This window comes from Psychromonas sp. 14N.309.X.WAT.B.A12 (assembly GCF_030397575.1).
In the GTDB taxonomy this organism is placed as follows: domain Bacteria; phylum Pseudomonadota; class Gammaproteobacteria; order Enterobacterales; family Psychromonadaceae; genus Psychromonas.
Map to the genome: position 1 here is coordinate 78564 of NZ_JAPNXS010000006.1, position 23065 is coordinate 101628.

Here is a 23065-nt window from a genome sequence, read left to right on the forward strand (position 1 = left end):
CCTATGATTCACCTCGCCCTAGAACGATAATATTCGAGGGCGAGGTGGTCAGCTTTATCAATGAGGGACTATCTTCGAGATAATTTTACATAAACAAATAAAGATAAGAAAATCACCGCAGCACCTAATAGTTTTTGCAATTTAATCTCTTCACCTAGCATACTTATACTTAATAATAATGTCCAAATCGGCTCTAAAATCATAATCAGTGCCGCTGTTTCAATCTTTACTGAAAATTGTCCAACACTTTGGAAAAGGTAACGAATCGATGTAGCAATTAAAGTCGAGACGATAAACCAAAAAATAACGGTATTATTTAACTGATATTCAATCTCTTGGGTTAAGAATACATAAATGAAACTGACACAACCTACCGTAAGCAACTGAAGATAGATAGAGACTAAAGGTTTAACTGTATTGGTAACAACACGTTTATTAAAGATAAAATGCACAGAGAAAAGTGCCGATGAGAGTAGAAAACACCATTGACTGCTTTCTACTTGCCACCCATTTGTCAAGGTTAGTAACATCATACCAACAACCGCAATCGGTAACGCGAGCCAAAACGCCCTGTTGGGTTTTTCTCTAAAAAATATCCAAGCAGTAAATGGCGCAATTATCATCGCTAAACTCATGATAAATGCCCCTTCTGAAAGGCTATTAGTAATAGAAACTGCGTAGATCCAGACCTGTATACCCACGGTGAGCATTAACCCAACACCACACACCGAAAGCACTTGTTGTAAACTTAAACGGAAGACACTTTTATAACAAAAAGGCAGTAGAATAAAACTAGCAATTAAGAAACGAGTAGCAATAAAAAGGTCGCCAGGTATGCCTGTTATTACAAGTTTTGAGGCGATCCAACCGATGCCAGCGAGTAAGGTAGCTAAGACTAAATGGATTTCTCCACGCATAATTTTCTCTTTTATGATAATGACCAATGAAATTAATTAACATATTTGCTTTAAACAATAAGCTTGATACGTTCGTTAATAAAAATGTGATAAATAAAAACACAAAAGCAACCTAACAAAATTGCAAGGTTGCTTTTACATGGTTCACTTTATAAGAGCGCATTATGCTTTAAAACGAAATACTTATCATTATATTATTTTGATACTAAGCACTATATTCAGGGTAATCTGTTAAGCCAACTTCAGCACCACCAAATAGGGTATCTGGATTATGCTCTGCTAATGGGTACCCCTGTTTAATACGATTTGGTAAATCTGGATTAGCCACAAATGGGCGACCAAAACCAATCATATCTGCTAAACCATCTTGTATAGCTTGCTCAGCTTTATTTTCGTCATAACGTCCTGCATAAATTAATATACCTTGATATGCCTCTCTAACACCTTCCTTAAAAGCTAGTGGTGTTTCTGGTGCATCATCCCAATCGACTTCCGCAATATGGATATAAACCACTTTATGTTGGTTTAATAATGCGGCGGCTGCAACATACGTTTCTACAGGTGTTTCATCAACCGTACCATTTAACGACGTAAAAGGTGCTAAACGAACGCCGACTCGATCGGCACCAATCGCTTCAACCATAGCGGCAACGACTTCACCTAGGAAACGTAATCTGTTTTCAATACTGCCGCCATATTCATCTGTACGGTTATTCGCATTTGAATCGATAAACTGGTTAATTAAATAACCATTAGCTGCGTGCAATTCAATTCCATCAAAACCAGCTTCAAGTGCATTTAATGCTGCTTGACGATATTGTTCAATCACCTCTTGAATATCTGCTTTGGTCATTTCACGTGGCTCAACAACATCAACAAACCCCGGCTCACCAATACCATTGTCCACAAACACTTTCACATTTTCTGCTGCTAACGCAGATGATGAAATAGGCTGCACACCTTGAGTATTATCTGTATGTGTCACACGGCCCACATGCCAAAGTTGTGCAAACATGACACCGCCCTTGCTGTGTACTGCATCGGTTACTTTTTTCCATCCTGCAATTTGTGCTTTACTGTATATACCTGGTGTCCAAGCGTAGCCTTGCCCCAGTGTCGAAATTTGTGTTCCTTCGCTGACAATTAAACCAGCACCTGCGCGTTGTGCGTAATATTCAGCCATAATATCATTTGCAATGTTACCCGGCTGGGTAGAACGAGAGCGGGTCATTGGTGGCATAACAATACGATTTTTTAAGGTAAATTTACCTAATTGTATACTTTGAAATAATGCTTCTTTCATCTTATAACTCCTCTACATTAACCTAATTGGATTAACTCTATCTGGTATCCATCTGGATCAGTAATAAAGGCAATATGGGTAGTTCCACCTTTTACTGGTCCTGGTTCGCGTGTCACTTTCCCACCCAAACTCTCTATTTTTTCGCAAGCCGCATAAATATCTTCAACACCTAAAGCGATATGACCAAACGCATTGCCTAATTCATATTCATTGGTATCCCAATTAAAGGTTAACTCAATACTCGCTCCTTTATTTTTGCTACCATATCCAACAAAAACCAAAGTGTAACGGTAGGCTTCATTGATGCTTTTCTCTAACACCTTCATACCTAATACCTTGGTATAAAAATCGATAGATTGTTGAAGGTCGCTCACTCTGAGCATGGTATGCAAAAATTTCATTGAAGTCCTATTAATGATTACATCATTCGAGTGATAGTACTGTGGCTCACAGCAAGAATAAAATTATCATTTATTATGATCATAATAATTAAAAATTATGAGGTAGGAACTTTCAAAAAATCACCTTGTCGATATCAAGGTAAAAAGCGGTTTATCAATGGCATACATTAACCTTTCATTAACTCATACATATCTAGAATAAGTAGTATCAAAACCAGTGCCCTCAATAAAAAGGATCTCATCATGAGCTTAACAAAAAAGCGAATATTAACAGGACTCGTTACCTTTAGTGCATTAGCCACTTTACTAGGATGTAACAGTGAAACAGAAGTAAATGCTGGTACATCAACGACTGTAGAAACAACAACTCCAATCGCTAAAGTCAATCAAGTATCTCAAGGAATCAACCTTTCAATGTTTAAAGAAGGAGCATTTACTGAAGATCCAACCATAGTCGATTGCACAACAGCAGAAGGTACAGAAACAACCTGTTACAAATTAGTGACCTCTGGCGCACCTGCAGGTAGAGAGCCAGGTCCATTTTGTCCAAGAACCACTAGTGATGGCCCAGAAGATGGCGGGAAATGGTTTAGTAAAGAAGGTTCGGGAGAATTAGTCGATATTACCGGTGAGTTTATTTTAAAATTAAATGAATACTATGAAGATGATAAATGGGCGGTGTACGATGCAAAAACTAACAAAGTACGCTACACAGCCACTAAAGCCGCTTGTTTAGGTGCTGCTCGGCCAGACGTTGAAGAACAATACAAACAAAATTGTATTGAATGCCAACTCGCTTACCTTGACGATGACTTTAATGTAACTTACTTAATTCCAACCTCGCCTATTCCTGCAACTAAAACCGCAGGCCGAGTACATACAGTGGGAATTGCACTAGATGGAGCTGAATTATCTGGCCCAGCCCCCATTAATGCTATTTTAGGTAGTTATACCATTGCCGCATTCGATGATTGTGGCGGACATATTAATGCTCACCAAGGCTACCATTACCACTCGACAAATGGTTGTACCGATAAATCAGAAACGACCAACGATGGGCATGCACCATTAATTGGTTATGCAATGGACGGTTACCCTATATATGCGATGAAAAATGCTAAAGGGGAAGAAGAAATGCTTGATGAGTGTCGAGGAACCACGGATACAATCCGCGGTTATCATTACCATGCTGCCAGCCCAAGCGAAAATATGTTTATCGGTTGTATGCACGGTGAAACAGTTCGAACTGCTGGCGGTCCACCAGACGGTGGTCCGCAGAATGGGCAACGTCCACCAAAACCGCAGGAGTAAGCATAATGAGTAAACGAAAATTAAAACATCCATGGTTTTTATTGTCACTAACCACAATGTCATTAATCGCGTCTAATACTGCCTTTGCTCATTCAGGCCCTTTGAATAAATTTGCATTAACAGCCTGCAAAGAAAAAGAACGATCACAAATTTGCCAATATGAAGGTATGCACAATGATTTATATATTGGTACATGCCAATATATGCCAACTGAACTAATGTGTGTTAGAAATCAGCCTATTCAAAAAATTGTAAAAGAACAAACTGAGCCTCAAACAACACATAACCATGACTAACTTTTTCAAAAATTGATAATGTGTATTTCTATAATGGCAAGCAAAAGCACTATGAACAGGCGTTTATAGTGCCTTTGCTTTTTCTTTATTTAACGCGTTGAGAATCGAATAAACAGACTTTTCGAGTAATTTACCCACTACAAAACACACCTCCTTTGGAGTAGTAATCAAGCAAAAAAGTGTCAATTATATGTACAAATATGATATAGCTCACTGCAATTAGTATTAATTCAATTCAGTACTGGATGTATTTCACAGTTTTCTATACATTATCAATTTTATGTACTTCTAAAACTAAGGAAAGAAAGATGGACGCAAATGGAATGATTGATTCAGCAACAGAAATCGCGCTGATATATGGACCTAAACTAATAGCTGCAATTGTGGTTTGGATCGTCGGTTCTTGGATTATTAAGCTGCTATTAAGTGGTTTAGATAAATTAATGACTAAAAGTAAAGTTGATGCCTCGTTAAAGCCATTTTTAAATAGCTTAACAGGCATGATCTTGAAAGTGATGTTAGGTATTACAGTACTGGGCATGCTTGGTATTGAAATGACATCATTTGTTGCAATTCTAGCTGCAGCTGGTTTAGCAGTAGGTATGGCATTATCAGGTACGCTGCAAAACTTTGCAGGTGGTGTAATGATCTTACTATTCAAACCATTCAAAGTGGGTGATTTCATCGACGCACAAGGGCATGCTGGTACTGTTCGTGAAATTCAAATTTTCAACACAATCTTAAAAACAGGTGATAATAAAACAATCATTTTACCAAATGGTGGTCTTTCAACTGGTTCAATGACTAACTTCTCAACGGAAGAGAAGCGTCGTGTAGATTGGACAATTGGTATTGCATACGGTGATGATGTTGATAAAGCACGCGCAGTAATCAAACAAATGTGTGATGCTGATACACGTATTCTTAAAGATCCTGAAGTAGTTATCGTTGTATCTGCACTAGCAGATAGCTCAGTTAACTTCACTGTCCGTGCATGGGTTCAAGCACCAGATTACTGGGGTGTATTCTTCGCTATGAATGAAAATGTATACAAAACATTCGCAAATGAAGGACTTAGTATCCCATTCCCACAAATGGATGTACATGTACACAAACAAGGTTAATCTTACTTAAGCCCCTTCTAAAACCGAATGTACTACATTCGGTTTTTTTATGCCTAAAAATTAAAATTATGCCTAATTTTTCAATTAATTAGATAGATAATCACGTATAATTTGCCCCCGCTTTTAACTACTAAATAATGAATCTCATTACTTAAAACCTACTTCAGTCATTGAACCGAATAATTTAAAAATAATGAAACAATACCATTCTTTCAAGGATTTCTATGAGTAACCCAAAATCTTTCTATATGTCAGTTTGGCGCTGGCATTTTTATGCAGGACTTTACACTATTCCATTCTTAATAATGCTCGCCGTAACAGGCTTATTAATGCTTTACTCCCCTGTTGTTGAAAAGTGGACAAATCAAGATTTATATCAAGTTGAACAAGTTTCTCAATCACCTATTACCTACTCAGCACAAAAATCATTAGTGGCGCAGGCTTATCCTGGTGATGTTATTAAATCTATACATTCTCCGCGCAACCCTAATAATTCAACACGTTTCCAAGTAATGCATAATGGTGATGCTTTAACGGTTTTCGTAGACCCTTACCAAGCAAAAATTTTAGGTGAACTATCAATTTCAGATTCTCTTTATGCGTGGGCTGACGATACACATGGTACTTTCATGATTGGAGATACTGGTGATAAAATGATTGAAATTGCAGTTAGCTTTACTATTTTATTAGTTATCACAGGCATCTACCTATGGTGGCCAGAGTCTGGTAAAACACTCAAAGAGGCACTCTCCATCACCGCGAATAAAGGGCGCGCTTTTTGGCGTGACTTGCATTCAGTAATTGGTGTCTGGATTTCAGTAATTTTATTATTTTTCTGTGTGTCAGGGTTAGCTTGGGCAAGCGTATGGGGTGGCTCAATGTTACAAGCCTGGAGCACTTTTCCAATGCAAAAAAGTGCAAGCAGTGTTTCATCAACTATCACTCACGAAAGTTTAAATGTACCAGGATTAAAGCAAATCCCTTGGGGATTAGAACAGTCTTTATTGCCAGAGTCTGAAAAAACCAAGGCAACACACCAAATAAGCCTGGATAGCATCATTAAGCAATCCCAAGCCTTAGGTTTCACGCAATTCCAAGTGTTTTTCCCATCAGGTGATACTGGTGTTTATACCACTTCAGCCAGTTCGATGAGTAAAGATATTGAGAATGCAACTGATGATCGTACTGTGCATTTTGATCAATACTCAGGAAAAATATTAGCCGATGTTGGTTATGCTGAATATAGTTTAGCTGCAAAATCAATGGCAGTGGGTATCTCTTTACACATGGGACAATGGGGTATTTGGAACTATATAGTTAACACCTTATTTTGTTTATCTATCTTATTGATATCTATAACAGGTGTTGTAATGTGGTGGATGCGTCGACCACAAGGAAAAATGCTATTAGCAGCACCTCAAAAGCCTAAGAACCTAACACGTTGGAAACAAGCAACTTGGTTATTATTACCGGTTTCATTCTTATTTCCACTTGCAGCTGCCGCAATAGTTGCTGTTTTAATATTGGACCGAATTGTATTGTTTATCTCTCCTAAAACAAGAGCCTTATTTGATTAAATAACCATTAAAGTTAACCAAGCTCAATACTTAATGTAGTCGCTTGGTTAACACTTATGAAAGATCATCTCACAGAGCTAATTACTGATCTTCTATTTAAATAATGATTAAGAATTAACGCACTAACAATAATAATTGCACCAATACTTAACCTAAGTAAATCGGCTTGTTTATTCCAAATAAGTAAATTAACTAAAATACCAGCGGGGATTAACAGATTATTCATGATAGCTAAGGTGCCTACATTCACCATAGTCGCCCCCTTATTCCAAGCAAAATAACCAAGACCAGATGCAACAGTTCCAAGGTAAAGTAATATTCCCCATTGTGTACTCGTTGTAGGCAATTTGCTGGTATCGCCAAACAAAGCATAACAAACCGTGGCAACACACAAAGCACCAATAAAGAACCAGCCAAATATCGTTTTATGATCTAACTCACTTTCAGACATTAAACGACTATATGCCACCTGACCTATCGCAAAACAAAGATTAGCGCCTTGCACTAATAACAAACCAAACCAAAAGTCACTACTAATATTACCGTAACGAATAGCTACCGCTCCTACGACAGAAATAACAGCAACGAGAAAAAATTGAGGCTTAAAGCGTTTATCCAGCGCATCATTCAGTAGGGTGACATAAATAGGCGTCATGACCGAAAACAACAACACCTCTGGTACCGATAAAAATAAAAAGGAGTGGTAATAAAACACATACATTAGCCCTAATTGCACCGCACCTATCAGCATAATGCGTACGGCCAAAGGCTTATCAACTTGCTTTATTTTTAAAAAAGGTAGGAAAATTAATGCTGCTAACGCTATACGAATAAATACACTAAACCAAGCATCAACTTGCCCAGCTAAATACACGCCAATCAAACTAAAAGAGAACGCCCACAGTAACGTCACTGATAATAAATAAGCCATAGTAAATCCATTTTCAATTAAATAAGGCTGTGTAGTTTACTGGATATATAAATCAACGTCATAAAAAAACCCTATATTATAAAATATAGGGTTTTAGTAAGTGAATATTATTTAGTAATTTTTATACTTAAAATTACTTCTCTAATTCACCTTCTGTAATTTTAACTTTCATTGGGGCAGATACAGGTGAAGGCTGTGTAATAGTCTCTGTCACAGTTTTACTAACTAATTCGCCTTTAGCGTTATATTCAGATGAAATTGTTTTCTGATAAGTCGGAATACTACAAGCGGTTAAAACTGTTAAAGCTGCACCACAAACCAAAATATTTAATTCTTTTTTCATTTTATAATCCATTAATAATATTAAAAGCTAATTACCCATTACAAATCAATGCAATAGAATAAAAAAGTCAATATAGCACATTAAAGAGAAAAATAAATGAAACAAACACCCCTAAGTAAGTACAAAGTATGATAATTAGCAAACTGATGATAAAAAGCCCTTGCTTGCATTTAACAAACAAAGGCTTTCTATTTAATGATCTAATTTTACCCCCGTTAATGATTACGCTTTAACTAGGAAAAGCAAAACTTGCTCCTTCTCTTACTCCACTTGATGGCCAGCGTTGTGTGATAGTTTTACGTTTTGTGTAGAACTTAACACCATCTGGACCGTAAGCACTTAAATCACCAAACAGTGAACGTTTCCAACCACCAAAACTGTGGTAGGCAACAGGCACTGGTAATGGCACATTAATTCCAACCATACCCACTTCAATATTATCTGAGAAATAACGAGCGGCCTCGCCATCACGAGTGAAGATGCAAGTACCATTGCCGTATTCATGGTCATTGATTAACTGCATTGCTTGTTCCATAGACTCAACACGCATCACTTGTAATACAGGACCGAATATTTCAGCTTTATAGCTATCCATCTCAGCTTTAACGTTATCAATTAAGGTTGCGCCAACAAAATAACCATTTTCATAACCTTCAACTATTAGGTTACGGCCATCGACAACAATATTTGCACCATCGGCCTCTGCGCTATCAATATAACCCATTACTTTTTGCTGATGTTGTTTAGTGATCACTGGACCAAAATCATTATCAGTATTATCAAACACCCCTACTTTTAAGCTCTGCATTGCAGCTGTCATTTTCTCAATCAATGCATCAGCGGCTTTATCGCCTACTGCCACTACCACAGATAAGGCCATACAACGCTCGCCAGATGAACCAAAAGCAGCCCCTAGCAGTTGATTAACGGCATTATCCATATCAGCATCAGGCATAATAATCGCGTGGTTTTTAGCTCCACCCAATGCTTGGCAACGTTTACCACTTGCCGTTGCCTTGGTATAAATATGTTCAGCAATCGGAGTCGATCCAACAAAACTGACCGCTTTGACACGCTTGTCTTCTAGTATGGCGTCAACAGCTTGTTTATCGCCATTCACCACATTTAAGACTCCTTTAGGCAAGCCCGCTTGTTGTAATAACTGCGCTAAAAATAATGGCGCACTTGGGTTCCTTTCAGAAGGTTTCAAAATAAAACAGTTACCGCACACAATGGCAAGTGGAAACATCCACATCGGCACCATAGCAGGGAAGTTAAATGGGGTGATCCCAGCAACCACACCAATCGATTGCAACTCACTCCAAGAGTCGACATTGGGGCCCGCATTTTTACTGTATTCACCTTTTAATAACTCAGGGGCACCACAAGCATATTCAACATTCTCGATACCACGTTGCAACTCCCCCGCTGCATCATGCAAAATTTTTCCGTGTTCTTTACCTAAAAGGTGACAAATTTTATCTCTATTTTCTTCCAACAACTCTTTAAAGCGGAACATAATGCGTGCACGTTTTAAAGGTGGAGTGTTTCGCCATTCCGGAAAAGCTTTTTGAGCAGATGCTATCGCCATTTCTACCGTATCTTTTGAAGCTAAAGCAACTTGTGTTGCAACTTCGCCCAATGCTGGGTCAAATACGTCTTGCGTACGGCTACTATCTTCTACTACTTCACCATCGATAAAATGGCCTACTATTTGTGTCATAACAATCTCCATGTGGGTTTACCACGCTATTAATTTTCTAAACTATTTCGTTAAATGTTTCGCCTAACGCATTTATTAAAGAGTCAATTTCAGATTTTTCAGTGGTGAAGGGTAAACCGAGTTGGATAGTGGCTCCGCCATAACGAATGAAAAAACCCTTTTGCCACATTTTCATACCAATTTGATAAGGTCGTAGTGCAGGATCGCCATTATTCGGCGCAATGGTAAAGCCAGCAGCAAAACCATAGTTACGAATATCTACAATATGCTTACAACCTTTTAAACTATGTACAGCCTGTTGAAAGTAATCGCTCATTGCTTTCACTCTTTCCGGCAATTTTTCTTGCTGCAACAGATCTAATGTAGCCAAACCTGCGGCACAAGCAACAGGATGTGCTGAATAGGTATATCCATGTGGAAACTCGATCATATGATCGCCACCACTGTTATCCATATAGGTATCGTAAATTTCTTGCTTAGCCACCACAGCACCCATCGGAATAGCGCCATTAGTAACTTGTTTAGCAATGTTAATCATATCCGGTACGACACCAAAAGCTTCCGAACCAGTTTTTGCCCCCATTCGCCCAAAACTACAAATGACTTCATCAAATATCAGTAGAATATTATTATCTGTACAGATTTCACGTAGACGATCTAAGTAACCAATAGGTGGAGGGATTACACCTGCAGAGCCAGATAACGGCTCCACGATCACCGCAGCAATATTAGAAGCGTCATGTAATGCTATTACATCCAATAACTCTTCCGCTAACGCTTTACCATGTTCAGGCTGTCCTTGACTAAATATATTTTCTGGCAGCATAGTATGACGCAGATGGTCGGCTTCAACAGCAGGGCCAAACATTGCACGATTTCCACCAATCCCCCCCACAGAGATACCGCCAAAGTTACTACCGTGATACCCCAAACCACGACCAATCAATTTAGTTTTAGTCGCTTGACCTTTTTTACGCCAATAACCACGCGCCATTTTCAAAGAGGTCTCTGCAGCTTCAGAGCCTGAGCCTGTGTAGAAAACACGGTTTAGGCCTTGTGGCATAAACTCGGTAATCTTTTCAGCTAATTGAAATGATTTCTCATGACCAAACTGAAAACCTGGCGAGTAATCAAGTGTTTTGAGCTGTTCGCTAACTGCTTCAGCAATCTCTGGACGGCCATGACCTAAGCCTGTGCACCACAACCCAGATAAACCATCAAATATTTTGCGACCAGCATCATCAGTAAAGTATCGACCAGACGCCGATGCAATTATTCTTGGATCTTTTTTGAATTCACGATTTGCAGAATAAGGCATCCAATGTGCATCTAATTGTGACTGTGTCAGACTATGATTAACTTGCTTTTTATTCATAATTCACCTCAAAAAATCTATCAATAACCTATTAAGCTTCTTCGCGATGCGGATTACGCTCATCTTGCATCCAGTTCATATATGGCTGGCCTTTTGAACGCTCATCCATGGTGATACAGTCATCAACTGGGCAAGTAATTTCACAGAGGTTACAACCCACACAGTTATCATCGATAATGCCAAAACTATTAGTACCATCTTCATTTGCGGTAACTTCGATAGCTTGATGTGAAGTATCTTCACAGGCTTGGTAACAACGACCACAACCAATACATTTATCTTCATCGATGGTTGCAACCACCTTGTAATTCATATTGAGTTTTTTCCAGTCTGTTGTATTGGGTACAGCCAAACCTTTGAAATCTTCAATCGTTTCGTAGCCTTTACTGTCCATCCAATTTGATAGACCTTCTTTCATTTCAGTGACAATGTTAAATCCGTAGATCATGGCAGCAGTACAAACCTGCACAGAACCTGCACCTAGAGAGATAAACTCAGCTGCATCACGCCAGTTACCAATACCACCTATTCCTGAAATTGGTAAACCTGCCGTTTCTGGATCACGTGCTATTTCGCCCACCATATTCAATGCAATTGGTTTAACAGCTGGACCACAGTAACCGCCGTGTGTACTTTTACCATCGACAATTGGACGAGCAGCCATCGCATCTAGGTCAATACTAGTAATAGAATTGATGGTATTAATTAACGACACTGCATCAGCACCACCACTTTTAGCAGCACGAGCAGGAAAACGTACATCGGTAATGTTTGGGGTTAACTTAACAATTACCGGCATTTTGCTGTGTTCTTTACACCAACGAGTCACCATTTCAACGTATTCTGGCACCTGACCAACAGCAGCACCCATCCCACGTTCAGGCATACCATGTGGACATCCGAAGTTAAGCTCAATACCATCTGCACCTGTTGCTTCTACTTGTTTTAAAATAGTTTTCCAAATTTGCTCTTCACAGGGCATCATTAGTGATACGACCAACGCGCGATCAGGCCAACTTTTTTTAACCGCTTCAATTTCTCGTAGGTTAATCTCTAAACTACGGTCAGTGATTAATTCAATATTATTAAAACCAGACACATTACCATTATGGTCATACAGTGCTGAATAACGCGATGAAACATTCACGGCAGCAGGATCTTCACCTAACGTTTTCCAAACTACTCCACCCCAACCTGCTTCAAAGGCACGTTCAACGTTATACGCTTTGTCTGTTGGTGGCGCTGAGGCTAACCAAAATGGATTTGGTGCTTTAATACCTACAAAATCAATTGATAAATCAGCCATATTATTTCTCCTCAGATGAAGTTAGTTCTTGATGAATTGCTAATGCCGCTAGTTTTCCCTGTTGCACTGCTTCAACGGTTAAGTCTTGCCCTACCCCTGTACAATCACCGCCAGCAAAGACACCTTCAATACTGGTTAATTGGTTATGGAAAGTCGCCACTTTACCGTTACTAATGGTAGGGATAAGCTGTTCCGTTTGCGGGTAAGCCATTTTTTGGCCAACGGCTTTAAACACGGCACTACAAGGCACTTCAAACTGCTCCCCAGTGCTTTTTAACTTGCCTTCATCAAGGTAAGTTTTACTAAAGGTCATTGAGCTTAATTTACCTTGCTCATCGAGGTTAATTTTTTCTGGTTGACTCCATGTTTTTATACGAACTTGGTGGTTTTTAGCGATTTGTTGCTCATGCCCTGTTGCACTCATTTGTGCTTCGCCACGACGATAAACCAAGGTCACTTCTTCTGTACCTAATCGCTTCAATTGACACGCGATATCAATCGCCGTATTACCCGCACCAATCACCACCGCACTGTCCTTTGGAATATCAAGTTGTTCGATATCTGTGGCTTGACGTAACTCTTTAATGAAATCAACAGAGTTTAATACTGAATCGTTATCTTCATGATCTAAATAAAGCGATGCCGTATCTTGTAAACCAATACTAAGGAACACGGCATCAAACTCATCCTTGAGTGCCGATAAGCTAATATCTTTGCCTAATGCGCGATCGTAATGCACAGTAATACCGCCAATACTTAAGATAAAATCAACTTCTTCCTGAGCAAAATTTTCGGTTAACTTATATTTAGCAATACCATATTCATTTAAGCCACCCGCTTTTTGCTGTGCTTCAAACACTTCAACTTCATGACCTAGCAGAGATAAACGATGTGCACAACTTAATCCAGCAGGACCAGCACCAACAACCGCTACCCTTTTGCCTGTTAATGCAGCTCGCTCAAAAGGATGCCCTTCAAATTCAGCATTATCCGTTGCGTGACGTTGTAATAGCCCTATTTTCACGGGTTCTTTCTCAGCTTCATGGTTACGTACACAAGCTTGCTCACAAAGAATTTCCGTCGGACAAACACGCGCACAACTCCCTCCCATAATATTTTCTTTATAGATAGTTTTAGCAGCACCGGTTAAATCATCGGCATGAATACTAGCGATAAAACTAGGAATATTAATTTTAGATGGGCATGCCTTGATACAAGGTGCGTCATAACAATAATAACAACGTGAACTTTCGATACCTGCCTGACGCGCACTTAAAGCTGGATTGATGTCCTTAAACATTTGGTCTAATGCTAATTGTTGCTGTGAATAGTTTACTGAATTGTCCATATTCATCACTATAACCTCTCCTATTTATAATTAATGTTGCACTATCTTTTTATGGTTAACCCTTTGGACAATGCAAACAACAAGCCAACTACCTGACCACGAAGTCAACAAGTTAGATTAAAAAACAAACACGAGTCTAAGCGATTGTTTTGCTTAGTATAAAAATTAAGCTTATATTAATTACTGAGATCGCTTATAAGGCTTTAAATAGTAATCACTTCGATCTAAGATATGAATGTGGAGTAATACTGCACCATGACAAGGCTGTTGCGATAAAACAGTGCGGAGAATCATTAATGAATGACACTAAAAAAAGTGTAGTAAAACGCCGAAAATCAGCAGATATTCGTAAAGATAACCTACAGTTAATTTTAACCGTAGCAGAGCAACGCTTTGCTGAATATGGCTACAATGGCACGACTATCTCTTCTATTGCCGAACAAGCTAACCTGCCAAAGTCAAACATTCTCTATTACTTCAAAACCAAAGAGGTGCTTTATAAAGAGGTGCTTAGCCAAATTTTAAAGATTTGGATGGTAGATATGGAAGAGATGACTGCCGAGCAACACCCTAAAGAAGCACTGAGACACTATATTCTGCTTAAAATAAGGCAGTCTAAGGATCATTCTAATGCTTCCCGCATATTTGCTTCAGAGCTGCTTCACGGGGCGCCCTTTTTACGTGATAAATTACAAACGGACTTAAAAATACAGTTTATCAGTACCTGCCAAGTGATTCGTGAGTGGATAGCGAAGCAGTGGATGAACCCTATAAGCCCAGAACATTTACTGTTTATGATTTGGTCATCAACACAGGCCTATGCGGACTATGGGCTACAAAGTAGTATATTGATGGGAAAAGCAGAATTGGATGATGATGATTTTGAAACCGGTGCAGAATTGATCACACAAATAGTATTAAGAGGTTGCGGCATTAAGCAATTGTAAACTTTTATTCTTAATAACACATTGTAAATTAAGGATTTATAACTTTATTTACAATGTGTTTAAACAACTGATTGATTGTCTTAGATAAGGCTAATCTTAAACCACTTCTGCCATGGTTAACATAGCATTCAACAATACAGAGCAGCCTCCTTCACATTCTTCCTGTGTTGTACTTTCAATTTCATTGTGACTAATCCCATCTAAGCAAGGTGTAAATATCATACTCGTAGGCGCAAAGTCAGAGACATAACAGGCATCATGCCCAGCACCAGCAATGATATCCATATGACTATACCCTAAGTCTTTAGTCGCTTGGCGAACGGCATTTACACAGTCTTCATTAAAATGAATAGGTTCATAATACCAAAACGGGTCAAGAGCAATCGTTGGGCCCGTTGCCTCTATTTCTTTGATAGCAGCTTTTAACGCGGCATCCATCTTAGTCAGTTCTTCATCAATCGGGTGACGCAGGTCAATACTCATGGAGATCTCACCTGGAATAGTATTACGTGAGTTAGGCATAACTTGCATAAAGCCCACTGTGCCACAGCCTGGAGGATGTGCTTTGGCTATCTCTTCAACCTTCAACACTAATTGAGAGCTAGCGATTAATGCATCACTACGCAAGTGCATAGGCGTTGTACCTGCATGTGATTCACGTCCAGTTAATACAGCATTATACCAACGCTGCCCCTGCCCGCCAGTTACTACACCCACTTGCTTTTCTTCAGCCTCTAAATAAGGGCCTTGTTCAATATGAGTTTCAAAGAATGCATGAAATTGACGACCTGTTACTGGCGTATCACCCGCAAACCCAATGCGCTCTAGTTCATCACCCAAACGTAAACCATCAACATCTTTAGTATCTAATATTTCCTGTAAAGTAAAACGTCCAGAAACCACACCTGAGCCCATCATAGCAGGAGCAAAGCGTGATCCCTCTTCATTGGTCCATACTGAAATCTCAATGGGATGTTTGGTTTTAATGCCTTGATCATTCATTGACCGCACCACTTCTAATCCGGCTAATACGCCATATACACCATCAAATTTCCCCCCAGTTGGCTGTGTATCAAGGTGGCTACCCGTCCCCACTGGCGGTAGGCTCATATCTTCACCGGGGCGAGTACACATAATATTACCTACTGCATCGACCTTGACTGTACAGCCAGCTTCTTCTGCCCACTTTATATATAACTCACGCCCTTGCTTATCCAAATCGGTCAATGCAAGGCGACAACATCCGCCTTTAGCCGTCCCGCCTATTTTCGCCATTACCATTAAACTATCCCAGAGACGATCACTATTAATTTTTAATGCTTCCATGTTTGACTCCAATACAAGTTGATTTAAACGGACATTACGCACACAACATAATTAATTTATTACAATGCAAGATACTGACCAACAGGACAACAAGTTTTAAGTTTAACAACAAGCCTTATATATAGCGAACTGCATACATTTAAAACAAAAAGAATAGATAACAATCATTAACAGTACAATATTTGTGCACCACTATGGTGAGCAAATGCCCTGATATTGAGCAAGGCCATCTCCTCATTACTATTTGCCAAACCTTTTAAAAAGGGAGCTTAATTGCCTACAAGTAAGTAATGACGCCTATCAAAACAACATTTCCCGTCCAATTGGTCAGTTAGTTAGTTATTGGCTTGTTAATTGCAAACCTCTTAATAAACACAAATCTTATCTTGTAAATATCATGTTCAAGATAAGCATCTCGATTTTATTATTGGTGCGCGCAAGGCCACCTTCATGGAGGAGTTGATCACAATGAGTTTATTAATCAAAGGCGGAAAGCTAGTTAACGCAGATCAAAGTCTGTTTACAGATGTGTATTGTGAAGATGGCGTTATAAAAGCAATAGGTAATGAGCTTGAGGTACCCGCAGGTACCGAAGTGATCGATGCAACAGGAAAATTAGTAATGCCCGGAGGCATTGACCCTCATACGCATATGCAATTACCGTTTATGGGTACAGTAGCAAGCGAAGATTTCTATTCAGGTACAGCTGCTGGTTTAGCTGGCGGTACAACTATGATTATTGATTTTGTTATTCCGAGTCCACAACAACCTCTAATGGAAGCATTTGAAACGTGGAAAGGTTGGGCATCACGCTCGGTATCCGATTACTCTTTTCATGTAGCAGTTACTTGGTGGGATGAGTCAGTCTCTAAAGACATGCAAACCTTAGTGACAGAAGAAGGCGTAAATAGCTTTAAACATTTCATGGCCTATAAAAATGCCATCATGGCCGAAGATGAAACCTTGGTAAACAGCTTTAACCGCTGTTTAGAATTAGGCGCGATGCCAACAGTACATGCCGAGAATGGCGAATTAGTGCACCACTTACAACAAAAAATGCTTAAAGCAGGTATTACCGGCCCTGAAGCACATCCACAATCACGTCCCCCAGAGGTTGAAGGTGAAGCTTCAAACCGCGCCATTCGTATTGCACAATCTATTGGTGTTCCTTTGTATTTAGTTCATGTTTCCTGTACTGAAGCAATTGATGAAATTGCACGTGCAAAATCCGAAGGTCAACGTGTTTATGGTGAATGTTTGGCTGGCCACTTAGAATTAGATGATAGCGTCTACAAAAACCCAGATTGGGCAACCGCAGCAGCACATGTAATGAGCCCTCCTTTCCGTCCTAAAGGGCATCAAGAAGCCTTATGGAAAGCGTTACAAGGGGGCACAGTGCAAACTACAGCAACCGATCACTGCTGCTTTTGTGAAGATCAAAAAGCCATGGGTAAAGATAACTTCACACAAATACCTAACGGCACAGCTGGGGTTGAAGATCGCCTAATGGTGCTATGGGACTCAGGCGTTAACAAAGGCCGCTTAACTGAGAATGAATTTGTCTCAGTGACCTCTACTAATACCGCCAAAATATTTAATATTTATCCACAAAAAGGCTGTATCGCAGTGGGCTCTGATGCTGACATCGTGATTTGGGATCCAGCTAAAGAACATACACTTTCAGCCAAAACACACCACCAAAAAATTGATTTTAATATTTTTGAAGGACGTACCGTTACTGGCTCTCCAAGTATTACCATCAGCCAAGGAAAAGTGGTCTTTAAAGATGGCCAACTAAATGTTGTTGAAGGTGCTGGACGTTATATTAAACGCCCTGCTTATCCAACCATATTCGATGCGGTTAAAAAATATAACCAAGAGCATGCACCTTATACAGTTGAACGTTAATACTGAATAACAAATAGATAAGAGAGGTCATATGTTAGCAACAGAAGAAACGACAATTGTTTCTACGCCAGAAGCCACTGATAAACCTAAGCGAGAAATGATCGCCATTGATGATTTGTCGCTTATTTTTCCCAGTAAAGATGGTGATGTGCATGCGCTGTCTAATATTAATTTAAGTATTAAAAGTGGTGATTTTGTTTCTTTTATCGGCCCTTCTGGCTGCGGTAAAACCACTTTATTACGGGTTATCGCCGATTTAGAAAAAGCCACATCAGGTAACTTAAAAGTTAATGGTACCGATGCACAAGATGCACGTTTAAACCGTTTATATGGTTATGTATTCCAAGCGGCGGCTTTATTACCTTGGCGTAACATTCAACAAAATTGTGCCTTGCCTATGGAGATTTCGGGTTTATCTCCTGCTCAGCAAAACAAACAGATTGATAAATATCTGAAAATGGTTGGTCTTCAAGACTTCCATAAAAAATTCCCTTGGCAGCTGTCTGGTGGGATGCAGCAACGTGCTTCTATCGCTCGCGCACTGTGTTTAAACCCTGATTTATTATTAATGGACGAGCCCTTTGGCGCATTGGATGAGATCACCCGTGACCACATGAATATAGAGTTATTACGGATCTGGAGTGAAACTCAAAAAACCGTGGTCTTTGTCACCCACTCTATTGATGAAGCGGTTTTATTATCAACGCATATTGTAGTGATGTCACCTCGCCCAGGACGCGTTGTAAAAGTGATTGAGAGCCCGTTACCAAGATTAAAAACCTTAGCGTTACGTGACGATCCTGCTTTTCATGCGTTGGCCAGTGAGATTCGAACGGCACTTGCTCACGAGCATGCTATCGATTAATCATAACCGACTAAAGGATTAGACATTTATGAAACAAAAGCTATTTTCTTTCGTCAGTTTATTCGTCATCGTGATTGCCATATGGTATATCGCGGCATTACTGATGAACGGCAATCAATTGATTAATAATCTAGAGCGTAAAAATCAATCATGGACTTACCAACAAATCATCGCGGGTGCTTATGATGTGAAACGCCCTATGTTACCTGCACCTCATCAAGTAGGACAAGAGCTGATTAAATCGATTATCGATCGCCCTGTCACCTCTAAGCGTTCATTGATTTACCATGCGCAAATCACTTTAAACTCTACCTTGTTAGGCTTTGTATTTGGCTCTTTATTAGGGATTTTAATTGCAGTGGGCATAGTACATAACAAAACCTTAGAATCAAGTTTAATGCCCTGGGTAATTGCTTCTCAAACCATCCCTATCTTAGCCATTGCTCCAATGATAGTTGTCGTATTAGGTGCGATTAACATTACCGGCGTGATCCCTAAAGCGATTATTTCCATGTACTTGTCTTTCTTTCCGGTAACCATTGCCATGGTAAAAGGCTTACGCTCATCGGATAAGTTACATGAAGAGTTAATGCATACCTACAGCGCTACTGCTAAGGATATCTTCTGGAAGTTACGTTGGTACTCAGCACAACCTTACCTGTTTGCTAGTTTAAAAGTGGCTATTGCAGCTGCTTTAGTCGGCGCAATTGTGGCTGAATTACCCACTGGCGCACAAGGTGGATTAGGTGCTCGCTTACTCAGTGGTTCCTATTATGGTCAAACAGAACAAATCTGGTCTGCACTGATTGTTGCCGCTACTTTAGGCTCTATTTTAGTGTGGTTAGTAGGCATTGCAGAAAGAGTCCTGTTACGCCGCCGAGGAGAACTTGATCATGCCTAAGACATTAAAAAATTGTATTTATATCGCTTTAATACTACTGCAATTGGGTTTAGTGATATTTACCGAAACAGGTTTCTACGATGCCTTTTCATTGCTCGTTTTGTTATTAATCGCAGCTGCCTACAGTATGGCAATGCTTTTAGGGCAATTAACTTCACTGGAAAATAAACACACATCAATCAAACCATTAATCCCAGGGCTATTTGCATTTATGCTGATATTAACCTGGGAGAGTATTGTGAAAGGTTTTGCTATTTCGCCTATTTTAATGCCAACCCCTAGTAATATATTTTATGCATTAATCAATAATATCCCAATGTTATGGGCCGACTTCAAACAAACCTACTTAAAAGCCGTATTAGCTGGTTATTTCATTGGTTGTCTTTCTGGTTTTCTGGTGGCGCAATGGGCGGTCAGAAATAAAGTGCTGAAAGATGCGCTCATGCCATTAGGTAACTTTATGTCTGCAATTCCGATTGTTGGTATCGCACCGATCATGGTGATGTGGTTTGGGTTCGACTGGCAGTCTAAAGCGGCGGTAATTGTTATAATGACCTTCTTTCCTATGTTCATTAATACTCTAACAGGCTTACAGTCGACTGATGCGCTACATAACGATTTAATGCATACCTATGCAGCTAAAAAATCACAAATATTCTTCAAAAATCAATTACCTAATGCCCTTCCATTTATTTTTAATGCATTGAAGTTAAATTCTGCATTAGCCTTAATCGGGGCGATTGTTGCTGAATTCTTTGGCACACCAATCGTTGGCATGGGATTTCGAATTTCGACCGAGGTAGGTCGAATGAATATGGACTTGGTGTGGGCCACTATCGTAGTGGCTGCTATTGCAGGTTCATTAAGTTATGGGGCACTTGCTTTATTAGAGAAGTCCTTATTGTTTTGGCACCCCTCGTACCGAGAAGGTAAAAACAGTTAATGCTATCTAATTAATTCAACCAGCAAAGATAAAAATGGGTGCTGTATTCATGTAGTGCACAATGGGTACAACACCAATTAATACAACAAGCTGTTGAATTCAATTAGTTTTACGTCACTTTACAATAGAAAAGGGAATAAACTATGAAAAGAACGCTAATCACACTTGCAACGGGCGCGGCATTATTTGCGTCAAGCTTCAGCGCTAGCGCTGCAGATAAACTGACTTTGCAATTAAAATGGGTAACACAAGCTCAATTTGCTGGCTACTACGCTGCATTAGAGAATGGTTATTATAAAGATGAAGGCATTGACCTATCCATTAAACCTGGTGGTCCGGATATTGCCCCAGCACAAGTATTAGCAGGCGGTGGTGCGGATGTCATTGTTGATTGGTTACCTTCAGCATTAGCAACACGTGAAAAAGGTTTACCTATGGTGAACATTGCTCAGGTTTATAGCAAGTCTGGCATGATGCTAACCTGTTTGAAATCTAGTGGCATCAAAACTTCTGCAGACTTTAAAGGTAAAACCTTAGGGGTGTGGTTCTTTGGTAACGAATACCCATTCCTTAGCTGGATGTCAAAATTGGGCTACCCTACGACCGGTGGCGATGAAGGTGTTACTGTCTTGAAACAAGGCTTTAATGTAGACCCAATCTTCCAAGGACAAGCAGATTGTGTTTCAACCATGACTTACAATGAGTATGGACAAATCATGGATGGCGGCTTAACTCCTGAAGAATTAGTGCTCTTTAAGTATGAAGATGAAGGTGTTGCTACATTAGAAGATGGCCTATATGTACTAGAAAAAGACCTAAAAGATGACAAGAAAGTAGAAACTTACGCTAAGTTCTTAAAAGCTTCATTAAAGGGTTGGAAGTGGGCAGCAGATAATCCAAAAGAAGCAGCTATGATTGTTTTAGAATACGATGATACAGGTGCACAAACAGAGTCCCACCAAACGAGAATGATGACCGAAGTGGCTAAACTGCTCGGTTCTGGTGATGATATGGGTTACTTAGATCCTGCTGCATATGAGCGGACTGTCGATATTTTATTAGGTAGCGAATCAGCGCCGGTTATTACCAAAAAACCAGTCGGAGCCTACTCTCATGTTGTTTATGACAAATACAAAGAGCTTTAAATAGTTTATAAAATAACTTAAACAAAAACACCGAATGCAAACATTCGGTGTTTTTTATTTTGAGGTGTAACGTTACTCAAAAACTGGACGATAAAAGCTTCGCTCATAGCTGATAATACATTGCGTTTCTTCAGCGTACCTAAAAGCCTCAATACACTCCGCATCAAACATAGAGTCAATACGATACTGTTCATAACTGGCTAAACTATCAAAAGAGAACAAAGCTAATGCTTTATTATTCGCCCCTTCAGAAGGTAAAAAATATCCATGATGTTGCCCACCAAATTTATTGACTAAAGGTATCCAGAGCTTTGCATAACGTTCAAACTCTTTTACTTTGTAGGGATCGATAACGTAATTCAAATAACAAGTGACCAAAACGATGTCTCCTAATAAATAGATGGCTGGTTAATATTGCGCTGATTAATCATTCTAAAAGTTAAATTGATACGTGCTGTACTGATTTTTTTAGTCGGCGGTAAACGATGTAACCAGTGGCTTTGCGTTTCACCTCGCATCACTAATAAACTACCATGTTGTAATAAAACGGAAAGGGTTTGTTGATTATACTTATGTTTAAAAGAGAATTTACGCTCAGCACCTAAGCTGACAGATGCTATAGCACCATTTTTTTGCAAGTCTTTCTCTGCATCACTATGCCAAGTCATCCCCTCTTCACCACTGTGGTATAAATTAAGTAAACACGCGTTAAATTGATAACCTGTTTGTTGCTCCACCAGCTGCTTTAGTTGTAATAGTTCAGCTGTCCAAGGTAGTGCAACTTTAGTGGTATTAGAGTATGTATAATGGAAAGGCTGATCACCATACCAAGCGACTTTACGAGCAGTAACAATAAACTGACCTTGTATATTAGCTTGATCATGTTTCCACTGAATCTGTGTTAACAATTTTTCAAAGTAATCATCTGCTTGTTGATAAGACAGCATCATCCCGTAATACTCAACAATACCATCGTGTTCGATAATATTGATAGGTGCGGGAGCCAACTCAGCAAACAAGTCCATATTGTACATTTAAGTGCCTTTTTAAATCCGAGAGCAAATAAGACTTATTT

At 39.4% G+C, this 23065-nt stretch carries 22 protein-coding genes; 10 read left to right on the forward strand and 12 right to left on the reverse strand.

Annotation, left to right across the window (positions count from 1 at the left end; translation table 11 throughout):
* Window positions 1-68: 68 nt before the first annotated feature.
* From OW492_RS09365 to gloA, 3 genes are all read right to left on the reverse strand, one after another.
* A complete protein-coding gene (locus tag OW492_RS09365) occupies window positions 69-917 on the reverse strand; it encodes a DMT family transporter (protein WP_290039692.1) in 849 nt (282 codons plus the stop codon).
* Window positions 918-1122: 205 nt separating this feature from the next.
* Window positions 1123-2220, reverse strand: a complete 1098-nt coding sequence (locus OW492_RS09370) for an alkene reductase (RefSeq protein ID WP_290039693.1) — start codon at window positions 2218-2220, stop codon at window positions 1123-1125.
* 17 nt (window positions 2221-2237) lie between these two features.
* Window positions 2238-2621, reverse strand: a complete 384-nt coding sequence (gloA, locus tag OW492_RS09375) for a lactoylglutathione lyase (protein WP_290039694.1) — start codon at window positions 2619-2621, stop codon at window positions 2238-2240.
* Between the two features lie 243 nt (window positions 2622-2864).
* On the opposite strand from gloA, the gene OW492_RS09380 reads away from it, so the two are divergent.
* The 4 genes from OW492_RS09380 to OW492_RS09395 all read left to right on the forward strand — a co-directional run bounded on the left by OW492_RS09380 (window position 2865) and on the right by OW492_RS09395 (window position 6929).
* Window positions 2865-3932, forward strand: a complete 1068-nt coding sequence (locus OW492_RS09380) for a YHYH protein (RefSeq protein WP_290039695.1) — start codon at window positions 2865-2867, stop codon at window positions 3930-3932.
* A 5-nt stretch (window positions 3933-3937) separates the two neighbouring features.
* Complete coding sequence (locus tag OW492_RS09385; protein WP_290039696.1) at window positions 3938-4228, forward strand: hypothetical protein; 291 nt, start codon at window positions 3938-3940, stop codon at window positions 4226-4228.
* 308 nt (window positions 4229-4536) lie between these two features.
* Window positions 4537-5352, forward strand: coding sequence for a mechanosensitive ion channel domain-containing protein (locus OW492_RS09390; RefSeq protein ID WP_290039697.1), 816 nt, complete (start codon window positions 4537-4539; stop codon window positions 5350-5352).
* 224 nt (window positions 5353-5576) lie between these two features.
* Window positions 5577-6929 carry a PepSY domain-containing protein gene (locus OW492_RS09395; protein WP_290039698.1) on the forward strand — a complete coding sequence of 451 codons (1353 nt, stop codon included), beginning with the start codon at window positions 5577-5579 and terminating at the stop codon, window positions 6927-6929.
* Between the two features lie 64 nt (window positions 6930-6993).
* Here OW492_RS09395 and OW492_RS09400 read toward each other — a convergent pair whose 3' ends face one another.
* The 6 genes from OW492_RS09400 to OW492_RS09425 all read right to left on the reverse strand — a co-directional run bounded on the left by OW492_RS09400 (window position 6994) and on the right by OW492_RS09425 (window position 13955).
* Window positions 6994-7860 carry a carboxylate/amino acid/amine transporter gene (locus tag OW492_RS09400; protein WP_290039699.1) on the reverse strand — a complete coding sequence of 289 codons (867 nt, stop codon included), beginning with the start codon at window positions 7858-7860 and terminating at the stop codon, window positions 6994-6996.
* A gap of 133 nt (window positions 7861-7993) precedes the next feature.
* Window positions 7994-8203, reverse strand: a complete 210-nt coding sequence (locus tag OW492_RS09405; RefSeq protein ID WP_290039700.1) for a hypothetical protein — start codon at window positions 8201-8203, stop codon at window positions 7994-7996.
* 229 nt (window positions 8204-8432) lie between these two features.
* Window positions 8433-9926: a CoA-acylating methylmalonate-semialdehyde dehydrogenase gene (locus OW492_RS09410; protein ID WP_290039701.1), complete on the reverse strand. Its 1494-nt coding sequence runs from the start codon at window positions 9924-9926 to the stop codon at window positions 8433-8435.
* A 37-nt stretch (window positions 9927-9963) separates the two neighbouring features.
* Window positions 9964-11301: an aspartate aminotransferase family protein gene (locus OW492_RS09415; protein WP_290039702.1), complete on the reverse strand. Its 1338-nt coding sequence runs from the start codon at window positions 11299-11301 to the stop codon at window positions 9964-9966.
* 31 nt (window positions 11302-11332) lie between these two features.
* Window positions 11333-12607, reverse strand: coding sequence for an NAD-dependent dihydropyrimidine dehydrogenase subunit PreA (preA, locus tag OW492_RS09420; RefSeq protein ID WP_290039703.1), 1275 nt, complete (start codon window positions 12605-12607; stop codon window positions 11333-11335).
* Window position 12608: 1 nt separating this feature from the next.
* Entirely contained in the window at window positions 12609-13955 is a 1347-nt protein-coding gene (locus OW492_RS09425; RefSeq protein ID WP_290039704.1) for an NAD(P)-dependent oxidoreductase, read from the reverse strand.
* 296 nt (window positions 13956-14251) lie between these two features.
* Here OW492_RS09425 and OW492_RS09430 point away from each other — a divergent pair, with 296 nt between their 5' ends.
* On the forward strand, window positions 14252-14902 hold the full coding sequence (locus tag OW492_RS09430) for a TetR family transcriptional regulator C-terminal domain-containing protein (RefSeq protein WP_290039705.1): 651 nt from the start codon (window positions 14252-14254) through the stop codon (window positions 14900-14902).
* 96 nt (window positions 14903-14998) lie between these two features.
* Here OW492_RS09430 and OW492_RS09435 read toward each other — a convergent pair whose 3' ends face one another.
* Entirely contained in the window at window positions 14999-16228 is a 1230-nt protein-coding gene (locus tag OW492_RS09435; protein ID WP_290039706.1) for a Zn-dependent hydrolase, read from the reverse strand.
* Window positions 16229-16696: 468 nt separating this feature from the next.
* Between OW492_RS09435 and hydA the strand changes: the two genes are divergently transcribed.
* The 5 genes from hydA (at window position 16697) to OW492_RS09460 (ending at window position 21990) form a co-directional block, all read left to right on the forward strand.
* The gene (gene hydA / locus OW492_RS09440) at window positions 16697-18136 is read left to right on the forward strand and encodes a dihydropyrimidinase (protein WP_290039707.1); all 1440 of its coding nucleotides are present in this window, start codon (window positions 16697-16699) and stop codon (window positions 18134-18136) included.
* Window positions 18137-18167: 31 nt separating this feature from the next.
* Entirely contained in the window at window positions 18168-19001 is an 834-nt protein-coding gene (locus OW492_RS09445; protein WP_290039708.1) for an ABC transporter ATP-binding protein, read from the forward strand.
* A 28-nt stretch (window positions 19002-19029) separates the two neighbouring features.
* Window positions 19030-19902 carry an ABC transporter permease gene (locus OW492_RS09450; protein WP_290039709.1) on the forward strand — a complete coding sequence of 291 codons (873 nt, stop codon included), beginning with the start codon at window positions 19030-19032 and terminating at the stop codon, window positions 19900-19902.
* Complete coding sequence (locus OW492_RS09455; protein WP_290039710.1) at window positions 19895-20845, forward strand: ABC transporter permease; 951 nt, start codon at window positions 19895-19897, stop codon at window positions 20843-20845. The genes OW492_RS09450 and OW492_RS09455 overlap by 8 nt, the downstream gene beginning before the upstream one ends.
* A 143-nt stretch (window positions 20846-20988) precedes the next feature.
* Window positions 20989-21990, forward strand: coding sequence for an ABC transporter substrate-binding protein (locus OW492_RS09460; protein ID WP_290039711.1), 1002 nt, complete (start codon window positions 20989-20991; stop codon window positions 21988-21990).
* Window positions 21991-22062: 72 nt separating this feature from the next.
* Here OW492_RS09460 and OW492_RS09465 read toward each other — a convergent pair whose 3' ends face one another.
* Both OW492_RS09465 and OW492_RS09470 read right to left on the reverse strand, forming a co-directional pair.
* Entirely contained in the window at window positions 22063-22368 is a 306-nt protein-coding gene (locus tag OW492_RS09465; RefSeq protein WP_290039712.1) for an NIPSNAP family protein, read from the reverse strand.
* Between the two features lie 11 nt (window positions 22369-22379).
* The gene (locus tag OW492_RS09470) at window positions 22380-23024 is read right to left on the reverse strand and encodes an alpha-ketoglutarate-dependent dioxygenase AlkB (RefSeq protein WP_290039713.1); all 645 of its coding nucleotides are present in this window, start codon (window positions 23022-23024) and stop codon (window positions 22380-22382) included.
* Window positions 23025-23065 lie beyond the last annotated feature (41 nt).

Bases quoted from the DNA above. Each gene is read 5' to 3' on its own strand.
- OW492_RS09430 (WP_290039705.1), top strand. From the start codon at position 14,252: ATGAATGACACTAAAAAAAGTGTAGTAAAACGCCGAAAATCAGCAGAT.
- OW492_RS09460 (WP_290039711.1), top strand. From the start codon at position 20,989: ATGAAAAGAACGCTAATCACACTTGCAACGGGCGCGGCATTATTTGCG.
- OW492_RS09390 (WP_290039697.1), top strand. From the start codon at position 4,537: ATGGACGCAAATGGAATGATTGATTCAGCAACAGAAATCGCGCTGATA.
- OW492_RS09400 (WP_290039699.1), bottom strand. From the start codon at position 7,860: ATGGCTTATTTATTATCAGTGACGTTACTGTGGGCGTTCTCTTTTAGT.
- OW492_RS09385 (WP_290039696.1), top strand. From the start codon at position 3,938: ATGAGTAAACGAAAATTAAAACATCCATGGTTTTTATTGTCACTAACC.
- hydA (WP_290039707.1), top strand. From the start codon at position 16,697: ATGAGTTTATTAATCAAAGGCGGAAAGCTAGTTAACGCAGATCAAAGT.
- OW492_RS09395 (WP_290039698.1), top strand. From the start codon at position 5,577: ATGAGTAACCCAAAATCTTTCTATATGTCAGTTTGGCGCTGGCATTTT.
- OW492_RS09455 (WP_290039710.1), top strand. From the start codon at position 19,895: ATGCCTAAGACATTAAAAAATTGTATTTATATCGCTTTAATACTACTG.
- OW492_RS09405 (WP_290039700.1), bottom strand. From the start codon at position 8,203: ATGAAAAAAGAATTAAATATTTTGGTTTGTGGTGCAGCTTTAACAGTT.
- OW492_RS09435 (WP_290039706.1), bottom strand. From the start codon at position 16,228: ATGGAAGCATTAAAAATTAATAGTGATCGTCTCTGGGATAGTTTAATG.
- OW492_RS09380 (WP_290039695.1), top strand. From the start codon at position 2,865: ATGAGCTTAACAAAAAAGCGAATATTAACAGGACTCGTTACCTTTAGT.
- preA (WP_290039703.1), bottom strand. From the start codon at position 12,607: ATGGCTGATTTATCAATTGATTTTGTAGGTATTAAAGCACCAAATCCA.
- OW492_RS09370 (WP_290039693.1), bottom strand. From the start codon at position 2,220: ATGAAAGAAGCATTATTTCAAAGTATACAATTAGGTAAATTTACCTTA.
- OW492_RS09425 (WP_290039704.1), bottom strand. From the start codon at position 13,955: ATGGACAATTCAGTAAACTATTCACAGCAACAATTAGCATTAGACCAA.
- OW492_RS09410 (WP_290039701.1), bottom strand. From the start codon at position 9,926: ATGACACAAATAGTAGGCCATTTTATCGATGGTGAAGTAGTAGAAGAT.
- OW492_RS09470 (WP_290039713.1), bottom strand. From the start codon at position 23,024: ATGTACAATATGGACTTGTTTGCTGAGTTGGCTCCCGCACCTATCAAT.
- OW492_RS09445 (WP_290039708.1), top strand. From the start codon at position 18,168: ATGTTAGCAACAGAAGAAACGACAATTGTTTCTACGCCAGAAGCCACT.
- OW492_RS09365 (WP_290039692.1), bottom strand. From the start codon at position 917: ATGCGTGGAGAAATCCATTTAGTCTTAGCTACCTTACTCGCTGGCATC.
- gloA (WP_290039694.1), bottom strand. From the start codon at position 2,621: ATGAAATTTTTGCATACCATGCTCAGAGTGAGCGACCTTCAACAATCT.
- OW492_RS09415 (WP_290039702.1), bottom strand. From the start codon at position 11,301: ATGAATAAAAAGCAAGTTAATCATAGTCTGACACAGTCACAATTAGAT.
- OW492_RS09450 (WP_290039709.1), top strand. From the start codon at position 19,030: ATGAAACAAAAGCTATTTTCTTTCGTCAGTTTATTCGTCATCGTGATT.